Here is a 16671-nt window from a genome sequence, read left to right as displayed (position 1 = left end):
CCCGATCCTCGCTCTACCAATGGCCTCGAATCACCACCGATGTTACCCTAAAGGCGCTGAGAATAAGGGGGTATCTGTGGCTGTTCATCTGTTAATCGTCGACGCGTTAAATCTGATCCGCCGCATCCACGCGGTACAGGGCTCGCCCTGCGTCGATACCTGCCTGCATGCGCTGGAGCAGCTGATCGTCCATAGTCAGCCCACCCACGCGGTGGCGGTGTTTGATGATGAGGATCGCGCCCACGGCTGGCGCCACCAGCGCCTGCCGGAGTACAAAGCCGGCCGCGCGCCGATGCCGGAGACCCTGGTCGCCGAGATGCCGGCGCTGCGGGCCGCCTTCGAGCAGCGGGGGATCCGCTGCTGGGCCTCGCCGGGCAGCGAAGCGGACGACCTCGCCGCCACCCTGGCGGTGAAGGTGGCCCAGGCGGGCCATCAGGCCACCATTGTCTCCACTGACAAAGGCTACTGCCAGCTGCTGTCGCCCACCATCCGCATCCGCGACTACTTTCAGAAGCGCTGGCTGGACGCCCCCTTCATCGCCAGCGAGTTCGGCGTCACCCCGGAGCAGCTGGCGGATTACTGGGGGCTGGCGGGGATCAGCAGCTCGAAGGTGCCGGGCGTAGCGGGCATTGGCCCCAAAAGCGCCGCCCAGCTGCTGAACGAGTTCCAGGACCTGGAGGGGCTGTATGCCCGCCTGGCCGAGGTCCCGGAAAAGTGGCGCAAAAAGCTGGCAACGCATCAGGAAATGGCCTTCACCTGCCGGGAAGTCGCCCGCCTGCAGACCGACCTACAGCTGGACGGCAATCTGCAGCAGCTGCGGCTGACGCGCTGACCCTACCCGAGCGCGGCGCCGGCGCGGCGGCACCGCCTGCTTCGGCCGGGGCAGCCCCTCACCAGGCCGCCTGATATAACCCGACGATATCGGCCAGGCTCGCCTCGCGCGGGTTGCCGCCGGTACACACATCCGCCAGCGCCGCCTGGGCCAGCGCCGGAATATCCTCTTTCCTGACGCCCACCTCGCGCAGATGGCCGGGAATACCGACATCGCGGTTGAGCTGGCAGACCGCCTCCACCGCCGCCAGGCGCGCGGCGGTCAGGCTTAACGCTTCCACCCTGACGCCCATCGCCCTGGCGATATCGCGATATTTTTCCCCGGTCGCCTCAGCATTAAAGCGCATCACGTGCGGCAGCAGGATGGCATTCGCCACACCGTGCGGCGTGTTGTAAAAAGCGCCGAGCGGATGCGCCATGCCGTGCACCAGGCCAAGCCCGACGTTGGAAAATCCCATCCCCGCCACATACTGGCCGAGCGCCATGGCTTCCCCCGCTCCGGCGTCTCCGGCAACCGAGCCGCGCAGCGCGCCGGCGATGATCTCGATGGCTTTGAGGTGCAGCGCATCGGTCAAAGCCCAGGCGCCGCGGGTGAGGTACCCTTCGATAGCGTGCGTCAGGGCGTCGACGCCGGTCGCCGCCTTCAGCGCCGGCGGCATGGCGTCCATCATATCGGCATCGATAAAGGCCACCTGCGGAATATCGTGCGGGTCGACGCAGACAAACTTACGCCGCTGTTCTTCATCGGTGATGACATAGTTAATCGTCACCTCCGCCGCGGTACCCGCGGTGGTCGGCACCGCGAAGATCGGCACGCTGGGCTGACGGGTGGGCGACAGCCCCTCCAGGCTGCGGACATCGGCGAACGCCGGGTTACGCTGAATAATACCGATCGCTTTACAGGTATCCTGCGGCGAACCGCCGCCGATGGCGATCAGGTAATCCGCCCCGCTGCGCTGAAAGGCCTGCAGCCCCTGCTGGACCACGGCGATGGTGGGATTGGGGATCACGTCGCTGAACATGTCCCATGCCAGCCGGGCGGCGTCCAGTTTGTCAGTGACTTTTGCCGCCACGCCGCACTGCGCGAGGGTGCTGTCGGTCACGATCAATGCCTTGCGATAACCGCGCCGCAGCACTTCATCGGTTAATGCGTTTATCGCCCCCCGGCCAAACCACGCCGTTTCGTTGAGGATCATTCGGTTTGCCATCGCGTCTCTCCTGTTAGCGTTGCGGCATCACTCTTCAATGCGTAATCCGTAGGTTTTGAACTTCTCCAGCACGATGGCGATCGCCTCGTCATCCAGCACCGGTACCGGGTCGGTAATCGCCAGCGTGCTGAGATAGAGCTGGGCCAGGACTTCCACTTCATGCGCCAGCCAGAGCGCTTTCTCCAGGCTGGCCTCGCAGGCGATCAGGCCATGATGCTGCAGCAGCGTGGCTTTGCGGTGCTTCAGCGCCACCGCGACATGCTCAGACAGTTCGCGGGTGCCGAAAGTGGCATAGGGCGCGCAGGGGATCGAATTCCCGCCCGCCGCGGCGATCATATAGTGGATGGCCGGAATGGGCCGGTTGAGGATCGACACCGCCGTACAATGCACAGCGTGATTGTGGACCACTGCCTGGGCATCGGGCCGCGTCTGGTAGGCCGCCTGATGGAAACGCCATTCGCTGGAGGGCAGTTTTCCCTGCTCATGCTGGCCGTCGGCATCAATAAAGACGATCTTCTCTTCCGTCAGTTTTTCATATGGGATGCCGGTGGGCGTGATCAGCATCCCCCCCTGATAGCGCACGCTGACATTGCCGGCGGTCCCCTGATTTAACCCCAGGCGGGTCATTTCCAGGCAGGTATCAATAATCTGCCGGGCCAGTCTGTTTCTTTCCATTGTTTTCCTCTTTTGGCGACTCATCATCCGTCAACGGCAGGGCAACGCAATTATTGTCGGCTACCGTGGGATAGGTTGAATAATGATCTCCATCTTCAGCATGAATAATCACAGGGGAATTTTCATCGCCATATTTTGTGAACCACGTCAATTATTCCGCCCTAAAAAAAGGGATCAGACTGGTTAATCGACCATTTAAAATGCCCGTTCTTAAAAATATTCCATCAAGCGGGCATTTTATTTTCCTGTAACATTTGCCCGTTTTCCACGATATATATTCAATCGGTCATTGGCGTTGTGGTTTTGTGAATTTATTTTCTCAAACGGTCAGCGATTTTGAAAAATTAAAGTGACAATTATCACATAAAATGGTCCGCAGAGCGTTAAGTGTGACCCTCATCATATTAACAGGCGGTTTTTATTTGAAAATGAAGCCATGAGTTCCGCCGTGACTTTCATTTCACTCACCGGCGCGTCACCTGAGCTCACTTAATTTTGCGGTCTGCTGCAGCACCAGACTGCGCCCTGAATGCTGTTGTAACTGCTTCTGAACTGATGAGGACGCTATGGGAAACACAACGATACCAACGCAAAGTTACCGCGCCATGGAGAGCGGGCAGAGTAAGAGCTATATTATTCCTTTTGCTCTGCTATGCTCCCTCTTTTTTCTGTGGGCCGTGGCCAATAATCTTAATGATATTTTATTACCGCAATTTCAACAGGCCTTTACGCTGACTAACTTTCAGGCCGGATTAATCCAGTCGGCTTTTTATTTTGGCTATTTTGTTATTCCCATCCCCGCTGGGATGCTGATGAAAAAATTCAGCTATAAAGCAGGCATTCTTACTGGTCTGTTTTTATATGCCTGCGGCGCCGCGCTGTTCTGGCCTGCCGCGGAAGTGATGAATTACACCCTATTTCTGATTGGATTATTTATTATCGCCGCCGGGCTTGGCTGTCTGGAAACCGCGGCCAACCCGTTTGTCACCGTTCTCGGTCCGGAAAGCGGCGGTCACTTCCGTCTTAATCTGGCCCAGACCTTTAACTCATTTGGCGCCATTATCGCCGTGGTATTTGGTCAGAGCCTTATTTTGTCCAACGTCCCGCATCAGCCGCAGGAGGTGCTGGATAGCATGACCCCAGAACAGCTCGGCGCCTGGAAGCACAGCCTGGTTCTGTCGGTACAAACCCCCTATATGATTATCGTGGCCATCGTGCTGCTGGTCGCCCTGCTGATCGTCTGCACCCGCTTCCCGTCACTGCAAAGCGATGACCACGGCGACAGCGCGCAGAGCACTTTTCTCGCCTCGCTGTCGCGCCTGATGCGCATCCGCCACTGGCGCTGGGCGGTTCTGGCCCAGTTCTGCTATGTCGGCGCGCAGACCGCCTGCTGGAGCTATCTGATTCGCTACGCTGTCGAAGAGATCCCGGGCATGACGGCCGGTTTCGCCGCCAACTACCTCACCGGCACCATGGTCTGTTTCTTCATTGGCCGTTTCACCGGCACCTGGCTTATCCGCCGCTTCGCGCCGCATAACGTGCTGGCTGTCTATGCGCTTATCGCCATGCTGCTCTGTTTGCTCTCCGCCTTCAGCGGCGGCCACGTCGGCCTGCTGGCCCTGACCCTGTGCAGCGCCTTTATGTCCATTCAGTACCCGACCATCTTCTCGTTGGGGATTAAGCAGCTGGGCCAGGACACCAAATATGGCTCGTCCTTTATCGTCATGACCATCATCGGCGGCGGGATCGTCACCCCGGTGATGGGCTTTGTCAGCGATGCCGCCGGCAATATCCCGACCGCTGAGCTGGTCCCGGCGCTGTGCTTCGCCATCATCTTTATTTTTGCCCGTTTCCGCTCGCAAGCGGCGACGAACTAAACCTGTTATCCGCATAACCTGAGGGATCTGTAATGAAAAAAATCAGCTTACCGAAGATCGGTATCCGCCCGGTAATCGATGGTCGTCGCATGGGGGTCCGCGAATCGCTGGAAGCGCAAACCATGAACATGGCGAAAGCCACCGCCGCGCTTATCGGCGAGAAGCTGCGCCATGCCTGCGGCGCCCGGGTGGAGTGCGTGATCGCCGATACCTGCATCGCCGGCATGGCCGAGTCGGCCGCCTGTGAAGAGAAATTCAGCAGCCAGAACGTTGGCGTCACCATCACCGTCACCCCCTGCTGGTGCTACGGCAGTGAAACCATCGACATGGATCCGCTGCGCCCGAAGGCCATCTGGGGCTTTAACGGCACCGAACGTCCGGGGGCGGTCTATCTGGCCGCCGCGCTGGCGGCCCACAGCCAGAAAGGGATCCCGGCGTTCTCCATCTACGGGCATGACGTGCAGGATGCCGATGACACCTCCATCCCGGCGGACGTCGAAGAAAAACTGTTGCGCTTCGCTCGCGCCGGCCTGGCCGTCGCTAATATGAAAGGGAAAAGCTATCTGTCGCTGGGCGGCGTCTCAATGGGCATCGCCGGCTCCATCGTCGACCACAACTTCTTTGAATCCTGGCTCGGGATGAAGGTTCAGGCAGTCGACATGACGGAGCTGCGCCGGCGAATCGATCAGAAAATCTATGATGAAACCGAGCTGGAGATGGCGCTGGCGTGGGCGGATAAACATTTCCGCTACGGCGAAGATCAGAACGCCGAGCAGTATAAGCGCAATGAAACGCAGAGCCGCGCGGTGCTAAAAGAGAGCCTGCTGATGGCGATGTGCATCCGCGATATGATGCAGGGCAACGCGAAGCTCGCGGAAAAAGGGCTGGTGGAGGAGTCGCTGGGCTACAACGCCATCGCCGCCGGTTTCCAGGGCCAGCGCCACTGGACCGATCAATACCCCAATGGCGATACCGCCGAAGCGCTGCTCAACAGCTCTTTTGACTGGAACGGCGTGCGCGAGCCGTTCGTCGTCGCCACCGAAAACGACAGCCTCAACGGCGTGGCCATGCTGATGGGCCACCAGCTCACCGGCACCGCCCAGGTGTTTGCCGACGTGCGCACCTACTGGTCGCCGGACGCCGTTGAGCGCGTCACCGGGCAGCCGCTCACCGGCCGGGCGGAGCACGGCATTATTCACCTGATTAACTCCGGCTCCGCGGCGCTGGACGGCTCCTGCCAGCAGCGCGACGCGCAGGGCAACCCGACGATGAAACCTCACTGGGAGATTGAACAGAACGAGGCGGATGCCTGCCTCGCGGCCACCGAATGGTGCCCGGCGATCCATGAATACTTCCGCGGCGGCGGCTTCTCTTCCCGCTTCCTGACCGAAGGCGGCGTGCCGTTCACCATGACCCGGGTGAACATCATCAAAGGTCTGGGACCGGTGCTGCAAATTGCCGAAGGCTGGAGCGTGGCGCTGCCCAAAGCGATGCACGACCAGCTCGACGCCCGCACCAACTCCACCTGGCCCACCACCTGGTTTGCCCCGCGCCTCACCGGCAAGGGCCCGTTCAGCGATGTGTACTCGGTCATGGCCAACTGGGGCGCCAACCACGGCGTGCTGACCATCGGCCATGTCGGCGCGGATTTCATTACCCTCGCCGCCATGCTGCGCATTCCGGTCTGCATGCACAACGTGGAAGCGGCGAAAATCTACCGCCCCTCCGCCTGGGCCGCGCACGGCATGGACATCGAAGGCCAGGACTATCGCGCCTGCCAGAACTACGGGCCGCTGTATAAGCGTTAACTGGTGGGTTTAGCCGGTGGCGCAGGCTTACCGGGCCTACAGACGCGCGCTGTTTGTAGGCCGGATAAGCGCCGCGCCATTCGGCAATGTTGTTTCGGGAGTCACTATGAAGCAAGACGTTATCCTGGTCCTCGACTGCGGCGCCACGAACGTGCGGGCGATGGCCGTTGACCGACAGGGGAACATTGTCGCCCGCGCCGCCACGGCAAACGCCAGCGACATCGCCGCCGAGCGCAGCGACTGGCACCAGTGGTCGCTGGAGGCCATTATGCAGCGCTTTGCCGATTGCTGTCGGCAGATCCACGACCCGCTGGCCTCCTGCACGGTACGCGGCATCGCCGTCACGACCTTTGGCGTCGATGGCGCGCTGGTGGATGAGCAGGGTGCGCTGCTGTATCCGATCATCAGCTGGAAATGCCCGCGCACCGCGGCGGTGATGGACACCATCAGCCGGTATATGCCCGCGCGCCAGCTGCAGCAAATCGCCGGCGTCGGTGCCTTTGCGTTCAACACCCTGTATAAGCTGATCTGGCTGAAAGAGAACCACCCGCAGCTGCTGGCGCAGGCCCATGCCTGGCTGTTCATTTCGTCGCTGATCAACCATCGGCTGACCGGGGAGTTCACCACCGACCTTACCATGGCGGGCACCAGCCAAATGCTCGATCTCCGGCAGCGCGATTTCAGCGCGCCGATCCTGCAGGCGACCGGCCTGCCGCGCCGCCTGTTCCCACGGCTGGTTGAAGCGGGCCAGCCGATCGGCGCCCTGCTGCCGAAGGCCGCTGCGCTGTTGGGCCTTCCCGTCGGGATCCCGGTTATCTCGGCCGGGCACGACACCCAGTTCGCCCTGTTTGGCGCCGGCGCCGGGCAGGATGAGCCGGTGCTCTCCTCCGGGACCTGGGAGATCCTGATGGTGCGCAGCGCGCAGGTCGACACCTCGCTGCTCGGCGACTACAGCGGCTCCACCTGCGAACTGGACAGCCAGCCGGGACGCTATAACCCGGGGATGCAGTGGCTGGCCTCCGGCGTGCTCGAATGGGTGCGTAAGCTGCTGTGGATCGCCGACACGCCGTGGCAAACCCTGATTGACGAAGCCCAGGCGATCCCGCCCGGCGCCGAGGGCGTCAGGATGCAGTGCGACCTGCTCGCCAGCCAGCACGCCGGCTGGCAGGGCGTCACGCTCAACACCACCCGCGGCCATTTTTACCGTGCCGCGCTGGAGGGGTTAAGCGACCAGCTGGCGCAGCATCTGCAAACCCTGGAAAACATCGGCCGCTTCCGGGCGAAAGAGCTGCTGCTGGTCGGCGGCGGCAGCCGCAACGCGCTGTGGAACCAGATCAAGGCCGACCGGCTGGGAATACCGATCAAAGTGCTCGACGATGCCGAAACCACGGTGGCCGGCGCGGCGATGTTTGGCTGGTATGGCGTGGGCGAGTTCTCTTCGCCGGAGCAGGCCAGGGCGCAGGTCGCGTACCGCTACCGCTATTTTTGGCCGCAAACTGAACCTGAATTCACAGAGGAAGCCTGAGATGCTCAAAACCATTTCCCCGCTGATATCGCCGGAACTGCTGAAAGTGCTGGCCGAAATGGGCCATGGGGATGAAATTATTTTTTCCGATGCCCACTTCCCGGCGCACAGCATGGGTCCGCAGGTGATCCGCGCCGATGGCCTGCGGGTCAGCGACCTGCTGCAGGCGATTATCCCGCTGTTCGAGTTAGACAGCTACGCGCCGCCGCTGGTGATGATGGCCGCCGTCGAAGGCGATGCCCTCGACCCGACGGTGGAACAGCGCTATCGGCAGGCGCTATCGGCGCAGGCCCCCTGCCCGGACATCGTGCGGATTGACCGCTTTGCCTTCTACGAGCGGGCGCAAAAAGCCTTTGCGATCGTTATCACAGGAGAGTGCGCTAAGTACGGAAATATCCTTTTAAAAAAAGGAGTCACGCCGTAATCTCATGCCGGAGCGTCTGCCTGATGCAGACGCTCAATCAATGATGGGGTGAGAATAAATGAAAGCGGCCCGCCAGCAGGCGATCGTCGATCTCCTGATCAACCACAGCAGCCTGACCACCGAAACGTTGTCAAAACAGCTCAACGTCAGCAGGGAAACCATTCGCCGCGATCTCAGCGAGCTGCAGGCGCAGGGCAAAGTGCTGCGCAACCACGGCCGGGCCAAAGTGATCCACCAGCGCAGCCAGGACAGCGGCGACCCTTTCCACATGCGCCTGAAAAGCCATTACGCGCATAAAGCCGACATCGCCCGCGAAGCGCTGGCCTGGATTGACGAAGGCATGGTCATCGCCCTCGATGCCAGCTCCACCTGCTGGTACCTCGCCCGCCAGCTGCCGGACCGCCCGCTGCACGTTTTTACCAACAGCCAGCCCATCTGCCAGGAGCTGGCCAAACGCGACCAGATCGCCCTCACCTGCTCCGGCGGCACCCTGCAGCGGAAATATGGCTGCTACGTTAACCCGGCGCTGATTTCCCAGCTGAAATCGCTGGAGATCGATCTGTTTATTTTTTCCTGCGAAGGCATCGACCCGCAGGGCGCGCTGTGGGACTCCAATGCGTTCAATGCCGACTTCAAATCGATCCTGCTTAAGCGGGCGGCGCAGTCGCTGCTGCTGATCGATAAAAGTAAGTTCAACCGTTCCGGCGAGGCGAGAATTGGTCATCTGGATGACGTGACGCATATTGTGTCGGATGCGCCGCAGCCTTAAGCATGCGGCGAAGGCCGGAGGACAAGCACGCGTCTCCGGCCTGAGGGTGAGAGATTAACGCTCGTCGCGACGTCCGCCGACGGCGGCCCACAGGCGACGCACGTGAACGGTCACCTCTTCACGATCGTGATACAGCTGACGCGCCTGGATCTGGGCGTTAATGCCGTGCTCGTCCAGCTGGGCCTGAATGTAGGCCAGATTCTGCGACACCTCTTCATAGCGCTTTTTCATCGGCAGCTTGAGGTTGAAGATGGTCTCCCGGCACCAGCCGTTGACCAGCCACTGCGCCATCAGCGCCGCCACTTTCGCCGGCTTCTCCACCATATCGCAGACCATCCACGAGATGTTGTTGCGGTTCGGACGATAGCGGAAACCGTCTTCGCGCAGCCAGGTCACCTGGCCGGTATCCATCAGGCTCTGGGCCATCGGACCGTTATCGACCGAAGAGACCCACATGTTGCGCTTCACCAGCTGATAGGTCCAGCCGCCCGGGCAGGCGCCAAGGTCGACGGCATACATGCCGTTCGCCAGGCGCTCGTCCCACTCGTCTGCCGGAATAAAGACGTGGAACGCCTCTTCCAGCTTGAGGGTGGAGCGGCTCGGGGCGTCGGATGGAAACTTCAGCCGCGGAATGCCCATATAGAACGGCGAGTTGTTGTTGCTGTACGAGTAGCCGGTATAGCAGCAGCCCGGGGCGATAAAGAACACATGCACCACCGGACGCTTCGGCGTTTCATAGCGGGTCAGGACGCCCGCTTCGCGCAGCGCCGCGCGCAGCGGCACGGTAAACTTGCGGCAGAACTTCATCAGCTCTTTGCTTTCGTTAGTGTCCGCCACCTCGACGCGCAGATCGCCGCCCTTCTCCACCACGCCCTGCAGCATGCCGACGATCGGCGTGATGCGATCCTCCGGCGGCAGGTCGCGCAGCAGTTCGCCGACCACAAACATCTGGCGGGCGAAGATCAGCGAGCTGAACGGCAGATCGCGCACCAGCTTCTCGCCATCATCCTGCTGATAGCCTTCAAAAATCACATAGCCAGAGTCTTCTTTGACCCGGGCAAAACCAAACACCTCAAGGCGGGCTGCCTTATCGGTAATTTCTGCTGCGCACTCTTTCTCAAACCCAGGGCGACAATAGAGGACAACCTTATTCATGAACAACGCCCTTACGTTTCAGACGAATTGCACCAATTAACATTAAAACCCAGCCGGCGAGGAAGCTCACGCCGCCCACCGGGGTCACGAACGCCCACAGGCGTAAATGAGAGAGCGCCAGGCAGTAGAGGCTGCCGCTGAACAGCACGGTCCCTAACGCCAGAAACACGCTGCTCCAGTAGAACCAGATACTGATCCGACGCTGCATCGCCACCGCCAGACCAAAAATCGCCAGGGTATGGAAGGCCTGATACTCCAGGCCGGTATGGATCCAGGCCATCTCCGCCGCGCCGAGCGATTGACTTAAGACATGCGCGCCGAAGGCACCCAGAGCCACAAAGATAAAGCCGCTAATCGCGGCGAATATCAGCATAAAACGGCTGGTCATGTTGTTACCCTACAAGTAATTATTGTTCATAACGAAAGCGGAATTTTTCTTGTTCACTTGCCGCTTTCGCCAGAATCCACTGCCGGAAAGCGGCTATTTTACCCAGTTCTGCCTGACTGTCATGGCAAACAAGGTAAAACGCATTCTTACTGACCAGAACATCATTAAACGGACACACCAGGCGACCGGCCTCAATTTCGGACTGGGCCATGACGTTGTTGGCCAGCGCCACGCCCTGCCCATGAATGGCCGCCTGCAGCACCATCGCGCTGTGGCTGAAAATCGGTCCCTGCTGCACATTAATATGGCTTAGACCCAGCTGGCGGGTATAAGTTTGCCAGTCGCGGCGGGACGCATCGTGAAGCAGCGTATGTTGCGCCAGATCGGCAGGCGTTTTCAATGCCTTGTCGCCGGTGAGCAGCAGCGGGGAACAGACCGGCAGCAGATACTCGGCGTACAGTTTTTCCACACGCAGGCCCGGCCAGTTGCCGCGACCGTAAAAAATCGCCACGTCGACATCGTCCGCCAGCTTATCCTCCTGACGGTCCACCGCCTGGATCCTGACGTCGATTCCCGGATAAGCTGAGTTAAAGCTTGTGAGTCTCGGCACCAGCCACTGGATGGCGAAACTTGGCAATAAACTGACCGTTAAGGCCCCTTTGGCGCTGCGCGCCTGCAGTTTACGCGTCGCTTCCGTCAGTTGCGAAAAAATCTCTTTAATATCCTGAAAATAGCTTTGCCCTTCTTCCGTTAACAGCAGCGAACGATTGCGCCGACGGAACAGCTTAAGGCCCAGAAAATCCTCGAGAGACTTGATTTGGTGGCTGACTGCGGCCTGCGTCACAAAAAGCTCATCGGCTGCCCGAGTGAAGCTGAGATGGCGTGCGGCTGCATCAAAAACACGTAATGCATTCAGAGGAGGTAATCGCTTCGACATGGTTATTCTGGCTTAGATGTTAACTCAATTTAACAAATAGGAAACAACGGTTAACCTATTAGTTTTTTTTATCTGAGCCATTATAAATTGTCCGTTGAGGTTCTACCAGCAAATACCTATAGTGGCGGCACTTCCTGAGCCGGAACGAGAAGCTTTTTTTGGAATGCGTGTTCCATCAAGCTTTTGGCTTACGGTTGTGATGTTGTGTTGTTGTGTTTGCAATTGGTCTGTCTTTGCAGACCCTGGTAGCAAGGCTACCCCTTTTCACTTCCTGTACATTTACCCTGTCTGTCCATAGTGATTTAATGTAGCACCGCAACGCGCGGTGCTTTTTTTTGCCTTTTTACTGCCTTACTCGTCCAGCTCACCCAGCTGTTTCACGTCAGAGCGATTGATCTGCTGTTTGTTGCCCCACGCGTCCTTATACGAGATCATGCCAGTATCATTATCGGTTTGCGGTTTCCCGTCGGTGACGATGGTCCGCCCATCATTGGTATGCATCACATAGTTAGAGGAACAGGCGCTCAGGCCCAGAGTCAGCATACAGGCAGAGATAATCGCAGCGGCCTTAGTCATTTTCATTTTTCTCTCCTTACGGCTATTTATACTATTCGTGACTCGTTAAGTAATAGGTTAAAACACAAACCCAACACTTTTCAGCATAACCCTCTTTGCCCCATGTGGAGTCACATTCGGACAATTCCACAGGACGCAGAGGCCTTGTCACGCCCGGCAAATTGCGCGACGATCGCGGTATTGATACGAGGAATTCCATGAACGCATTCAACCCTGCGCACTTTCGCGCGCAGTTTCCGGCGCTGGCCGACGCCGGCGTCTATCTCGACAGCGCGGCGACGGCGCTCAAACCGCTGGCGGTCATTGAGGCCAGCGACCAGTTTTATCGCCTGAGCGCCGGCAACGTCCACCGCAGTCAATTCGCCGCCGCCCAGCGGCTGACCGAGCGCTATGAGGCGGCCCGCGAGCGCGTGGCGGCGTGGCTGAACGCCCCCTCCGGCAAAGATATCGTCTGGACGCGGGGGACCACGGAGGCCATCAATATGGTGGCGCAGAGCTACGTCCGGCCGCGGCTGCAGCCTGGCGATGAAATTATCGTCAGCGAAGCCGAGCATCATGCCAACCTCGTGCCCTGGCTGATGGTGGCCGGGCAGACCGGCGCCAGAGTGGTCAAGCTGCCGCTTGGCGCCGACCGCCTGCCGGATATCGCCAGCCTCGGCGCGCTCATCACCCCGCGCAGCCGGGTGCTGGCCATCGGGCAGATGTCCAACGTCACCGGCGGCTGCCCGGACCTGGCGCAGGCCATCCGCCTTGCTCACGCCGCCGGAATGGTGGTGATGGTCGATGGCGCCCAGGGGGCGGTGCATTTCCCCGCGGACGTGCAGGCGCTGGATATCGATTTTTACGCCTTTTCCGGTCATAAGCTGTATGGCCCGACCGGGATCGGCGCCCTGTACGGTAAAAGCGAACTGCTGGCGGCGATGTCGCCCTGGCTCGGCGGCGGGAAGATGATCGCCGAGGTCAGCTTTGACGGCTTTACGCCGCAGCCGGCGCCCTATGGCCTTGAGGCCGGTACGCCCAATGTCGCCGGGGTGATTGGCCTGAGCGCCGCGCTGGAGTGGCTGGCGCAGAGCGATATCGGACAGGCGGAAAACTGGAGCCGCAGTCTGGCGAGCCTGGCGGAAGAGGCGCTGGCGAAACGGCCGGGCTTCCGCTCTTTCCGCTGCCAGCAATCAAGCCTGCTCGCCTTTGAGTTCGACGGTATTCATCACAGCGATCTGGTGACGCTGCTGGCGGAGTCCGGCATTGCCCTGCGCGCCGGGCAACACTGCGCCCAGCCGCTGCTGGCGGCCTTAGGGGTCAGCGGCACGCTGCGGGCCTCTTTCGCCCCCTACAATACCCAAGACGATGTTGCGGCGCTGGTCCACGCGGTGGATCGCGCTCTGGAAATTCTGGTGGATTAATGACAACTCTGCATCCCTTCGGCACGACCATTACCGACGCCACGCTGCGCCAGACCTTTGCCCCGCTGAACCAGTGGGAGGATAAATATCGGCAGCTGATTTTATTGGGCAAAAAGCTGCCGACGCTGACCGATGAGCGCAAAGCGCAGGCCCGGGAGATTGCCGGGTGTGAAAACCGCGTCTGGCTGGGCTATGAGGAGGATGCCGAAGGCAGGCTGCACTTCTTTGGCGACAGCGAAGGACGGATTGTGCGCGGTCTTTTGGCCGTACTCTTAACCGCCGTGGAAGGAAAAACCCGCGCTGGGATCCTGGCCGAGGATCCGCTGGCGCTGTTCGACGAGCTGGGGCTGCGCGGCCAGCTGAGCGCCTCGCGCAGCCAGGGGCTCAGCGCCCTGAGCGAAGCGGTGCTCGCCGCCGCCCGCGAGGTTGAGGTTTAAGCTCATCCCGGGGCGGCGCTTGACGCGCCTTGCCCGGGCTACGGGTTCGTGCGGTTTTGTCGCCCGGACAGGTGCCTCCGGGGAATTGTCTTGTAGCCCGGGTAAGGCGCCTGCGCCGCGACCCGGGAATTTACGCCGTCTGCCGCTCCGCCTTCGCCAGCATTTTCTTCAGCGCATGGGATACCGCGACAAAGCCAAAGGTCGCGGTCACCATCGTCGCCGCGCCAAACCCGGATGCGCAATCCATTCGCTTCGGCCCCTCAGCGGTGCTTTTCATCGCGCAGACGCTGCCGTCCGCCTGCGGGTAGACCAGCGCTTCGGTAGAGAAGACGCAGTCCACGCCGAGCTTGCCTTTGCTGTTTTTCACCACCCCAAACTGGCTTTTCAGCCGCTCGCGCAGTTTGGCCGCCAGCGGATCCTGGATGGTTTTCGCCAGATCGGCGACCTGGATTTGCGTCGGATCGATTTGTCCGCCCGCGCCGCCGGTGGTGACCAGCGGCACCTTATGGCGACGACAGTAAGCGATTAACGCCGCTTTCGGCCGGACGCTATCGATGGCGTCGATGACGTAGCTGAAGCCGGCGCCCAGGTATTCCGCCACGTTTTCCGGGGTCACGAAATCATCCACTACCGTCACCCGACACTCCGGGTTGATCAGGCGAATACGCTCCGCCATCACTTCGGCTTTCGCCAGCCCGACGTTGCCGCTGAGGGCGTGGATCTGGCGGTTGGTATTGGTGACGCAGACATCGTCCATATCGATAAGGGTGATCGCCCCGATGCCGGTTCGCGCCAGCGCTTCCGCCGCCCACGAGCCGACCCCGCCGATCCCGACCACGCAGACGTGGGCGTTGGCAAAACATTGCAGCGCTTTTTCACCATATAAACGTGCCGTACCGCCAAAACGCTGGCGCCAGGCATCGCTGATTACAACAGACATATAACCTCAGAATTAGTGGACATTCCCGGGTCGCGGCGCAAGCGCCTTACCCGGGCTACCGTAGCCCCGGTAAGCGCAGCGCGACCGGGGAAAAGAACGTGAGTACTAGCCGCTAAAGACGTTGCCCGCGCCCGGGGCGTTTTTCAGCACCCATACGCGGCCGTAGTGGTTATACCAGCCGGCACGATGCCCGGCATCCGGGCCAATGCCCTGGTAAATATCGAAATGCTGGCCTTTGATGGCCCCGCCGACATCGAGGGCGACCATCAGTCGCAGTTCGTATTGGCCGTTAAACTTGCCGTTATTATCCAGCAGAGGCACCTCGGCCAGCAAGGTGGTTCCCGGCGGAATAATCGACCGGTCGGAGGCCACCGAGGCGCGGCCAATCAGCGGCACGGCGCTGGCCCCTTTCACCGGAGCGAAAGACTGCGGTTTAAAGAACACGAACGACGGGTTCTGCTCCAGCAGCTCACGCACTTCCGCTTCGCTGTGCTTTTCACCCCACTCGCGGATCGCCTGCATCGACATATCTTCTTTCTTCACTTCCCCGCGGTCGATCAGCACTTTGCCGATGCTGCGATAGGGCCAGCCGTTTTTCCCGGCATAGCTAAAGAAGTTGAGCGGCGAACCATCGCCAAAGTCGATATAACCGCTGCCCTGCACGTCCATGATGAAGTTATCCATCAGCGAGTTGCTGTACGCCAGCACATAGTTATCGCTCAGCGCGCCGGCATAAATGCTGGCGCGGGACGGCAGCTTGCCGCGCTTCGGCGGCATCCGGTAAATGGGGTACTGGAATTCGCCCTGGCGGGTGTGGCGCGCCTGCACCACCGGCGTGTAGTAGCCGGTAAACTGGACGTTGCCATAGTTGTCGGTGCCCTGCATCTGCCAGGCGTCGATGCCAAACTGGCGCAGCGTACGGGTGTCGCCGCCGGCGCGCAGCCACTCCTGCAGCGCGTTATAGACGTTGCTTTGGCTGTTATAGAGGCGCGGCGAGGCGTTACGAATTTGATTAACCTGCTCGGAGAAGTCGCCGGCATTGATCGGGGCCCCGACGGCATCAGGCTGGTTTACCAGTGAAAACGGCTGGGTGAACTTGCCATCGCTATATTGCTGACCGCGGTCGGTCGGTTTTGAGGAACAGGCGGCGAGCATGGCCAGCATTGCCCCCGTCGCTACATATTTTGCCCAACGTCCTTTCATGGTGTCTCATCTTTTGCTGCGAAGCCTTAGTGCGTGTTGAAGATAACAAAGCGCCGGGGCTATTGAAATGCGCGATCTCATCGATGGCACAGATTTGTGTAAAAAAACACCACAACATGGCGTTTTATAAGCCAATTCTTACAAAAATGTCGATTTGGTCGAAAAAAGGTTGCATCATCTCGCTAGCGGAGTATAGTGCGCTTCCACGGACGCGGGGTGGAGCAGCCTGGTAGCTCGTCGGGCTCATAACCCGAAGGTCGTCAGTTCAAATCTGGCCCCCGCAACCAATTAAAATTTGATGAAGTAAAGCAGTACGGTGACGCGGGGTGGAGCAGCCTGGTAGCTCGTCGGGCTCATAACCCGAAGGTCGTCGGTTCAAATCCGGCCCCCGCAACCAATCAAATTTGACAATGTGAAGCAGTACGGTGACGCGGGGTGGAGCAGCCTGGTAGCTCGTCGGGCTCATAACCCGAAGGTCGTCGGTTCAAATCCGGCCCCCGCAACCAACATTACAA

General features: G+C 60.0%; 17 protein-coding genes and 3 tRNA genes. 11 read left to right on the top strand and 9 right to left on the bottom strand.

Translation table 11 applies throughout. The features are described from left to right. The first annotated feature begins 76 nt into the window (after nt 1–76). A complete protein-coding gene (gene xni / locus L2I46_RS05690; protein WP_023290853.1) occupies nt 77–832 on the top strand; it encodes a flap endonuclease Xni in 756 nt (251 codons plus the stop codon). A 58-nt stretch (nt 833–890) separates the two neighbouring features. Here the strand turns inward: xni and fucO are convergent, their stop codons facing one another. Genes fucO through L2I46_RS05675 form a run of 3 tightly spaced genes read right to left on the bottom strand, consistent with a single transcriptional unit; the run spans nt 891 to nt 2865 of the window. Then, nucleotides 891–2039, bottom strand: a complete 1149-nt coding sequence (gene fucO, locus L2I46_RS05685) for a lactaldehyde reductase (protein ID WP_177335848.1) — start codon at nt 2037–2039, stop codon at nt 891–893. Nucleotides 2040–2066: 27 nt separating this feature from the next. After that, the gene (gene fucA / locus L2I46_RS05680; RefSeq protein ID WP_023290855.1) at nt 2067–2714 is read right to left on the bottom strand and encodes an L-fuculose-phosphate aldolase; all 648 of its coding nucleotides are present in this window, start codon (nt 2712–2714) and stop codon (nt 2067–2069) included. After that, on the bottom strand, nt 2680–2865 hold the full coding sequence (locus L2I46_RS05675; RefSeq protein ID WP_142376527.1) for a hypothetical protein: 186 nt from the start codon (nt 2863–2865) through the stop codon (nt 2680–2682). Before L2I46_RS05675 ends, fucA begins: the two co-directional genes overlap by 35 nt. Nucleotides 2866–3280: 415 nt before the next feature. Here L2I46_RS05675 and fucP point away from each other — a divergent pair, with 415 nt between their 5' ends. The 5 genes from fucP (at nt 3281) to fucR (ending at nt 9117) form a co-directional block, all read left to right on the top strand. Beyond that, nucleotides 3281–4591: an L-fucose:H+ symporter permease gene (gene fucP, locus L2I46_RS05670; protein WP_085551559.1), complete on the top strand. Its 1311-nt coding sequence runs from the start codon at nt 3281–3283 to the stop codon at nt 4589–4591. 32 nt (nt 4592–4623) lie between these two features. Then, complete coding sequence (fucI, locus tag L2I46_RS05665) at nt 4624–6399, top strand: L-fucose isomerase (RefSeq protein WP_236947609.1); 1776 nt, start codon at nt 4624–4626, stop codon at nt 6397–6399. A 106-nt stretch (nt 6400–6505) separates the two neighbouring features. After that, a complete protein-coding gene (gene fucK / locus L2I46_RS05660; protein WP_032453923.1) occupies nt 6506–7924 on the top strand; it encodes an L-fuculokinase in 1419 nt (472 codons plus the stop codon). A 1-nt stretch (nt 7925) separates the two neighbouring features. Then, on the top strand, nt 7926–8348 hold the full coding sequence (gene fucU / locus L2I46_RS05655) for an L-fucose mutarotase (protein WP_023290859.1): 423 nt from the start codon (nt 7926–7928) through the stop codon (nt 8346–8348). A gap of 58 nt (nt 8349–8406) precedes the next feature. Beyond that, on the top strand, nt 8407–9117 hold the full coding sequence (gene fucR, locus L2I46_RS05650) for an L-fucose operon activator (RefSeq protein WP_023290860.1): 711 nt from the start codon (nt 8407–8409) through the stop codon (nt 9115–9117). A 54-nt stretch (nt 9118–9171) separates the two neighbouring features. On the opposite strand, the gene rlmM is transcribed toward fucR, so the two are convergent. The 4 genes from rlmM to L2I46_RS05630 all read right to left on the bottom strand — a co-directional run bounded on the left by rlmM (nt 9172) and on the right by L2I46_RS05630 (nt 12173). Continuing rightward, nucleotides 9172–10272, bottom strand: a complete 1101-nt coding sequence (gene rlmM, locus L2I46_RS05645; RefSeq protein ID WP_023290861.1) for a 23S rRNA (cytidine(2498)-2'-O)-methyltransferase RlmM — start codon at nt 10270–10272, stop codon at nt 9172–9174. Next, nucleotides 10265–10660, bottom strand: coding sequence for a DUF423 domain-containing protein (locus L2I46_RS05640; protein WP_002915543.1), 396 nt, complete (start codon nt 10658–10660; stop codon nt 10265–10267). Before L2I46_RS05640 ends, rlmM begins: the two co-directional genes overlap by 8 nt. Before the next feature lie 19 nt (nt 10661–10679). Further along, entirely contained in the window at nt 10680–11597 is a 918-nt protein-coding gene (gene gcvA, locus L2I46_RS05635; RefSeq protein ID WP_002915545.1) for a glycine cleavage system transcriptional regulator GcvA, read from the bottom strand. A gap of 351 nt (nt 11598–11948) precedes the next feature. Then, on the bottom strand, nt 11949–12173 hold the full coding sequence (locus L2I46_RS05630) for a YgdI/YgdR family lipoprotein (protein ID WP_002915549.1): 225 nt from the start codon (nt 12171–12173) through the stop codon (nt 11949–11951). Between the two features lie 197 nt (nt 12174–12370). Between L2I46_RS05630 and csdA the strand changes: the two genes are divergently transcribed. Together csdA and csdE are read left to right on the top strand one after the other, a co-directional pair. Beyond that, complete coding sequence (gene csdA / locus L2I46_RS05625) at nt 12371–13576, top strand: cysteine desulfurase CsdA (protein WP_101881253.1); 1206 nt, start codon at nt 12371–12373, stop codon at nt 13574–13576. Further along, nucleotides 13576–14013 (top strand): cysteine desulfurase sulfur acceptor subunit CsdE, encoded by a 438-nt coding sequence (gene csdE, locus L2I46_RS05620; protein ID WP_023290863.1) that lies wholly within the window; start codon nt 13576–13578, stop codon nt 14011–14013. Before csdA ends, csdE begins: the two co-directional genes overlap by 1 nt. Before the next feature lie 130 nt (nt 14014–14143). Here the strand turns inward: csdE and tcdA are convergent, their stop codons facing one another. Both tcdA and mltA read right to left on the bottom strand, forming a co-directional pair. Then, a complete protein-coding gene (tcdA, locus tag L2I46_RS05615; RefSeq protein WP_065882032.1) occupies nt 14144–14953 on the bottom strand; it encodes a tRNA cyclic N6-threonylcarbamoyladenosine(37) synthase TcdA in 810 nt (269 codons plus the stop codon). A gap of 105 nt (nt 14954–15058) precedes the next feature. Continuing rightward, nucleotides 15059–16156 (bottom strand): murein transglycosylase A, encoded by a 1098-nt coding sequence (gene mltA, locus L2I46_RS05610; protein WP_008806279.1) that lies wholly within the window; start codon nt 16154–16156, stop codon nt 15059–15061. A 210-nt stretch (nt 16157–16366) separates the two neighbouring features. Between mltA and L2I46_RS05605 the strand changes: the two genes are divergently transcribed. From L2I46_RS05605 to L2I46_RS05595, 3 genes are all read left to right on the top strand, one after another. Further along, nucleotides 16367–16443 (top strand) — tRNA-Met (locus L2I46_RS05605). A gap of 33 nt (nt 16444–16476) precedes the next feature. Further along, nucleotides 16477–16553 (top strand) — tRNA-Met (locus L2I46_RS05600). Between the two features lie 32 nt (nt 16554–16585). Continuing rightward, nucleotides 16586–16662: transfer RNA gene (locus L2I46_RS05595), tRNA-Met, on the top strand. The last annotated feature ends 9 nt before the right edge of the window (nt 16663–16671 follow it).

This window comes from Klebsiella sp. 2019SCSN059, from assembly GCF_021739525.1.
Classification (GTDB): Bacteria; Pseudomonadota; Gammaproteobacteria; order Enterobacterales; family Enterobacteriaceae; genus Klebsiella; species Klebsiella quasipneumoniae.
This window is presented reverse-complemented; position numbering and strand designations above follow the sequence as displayed.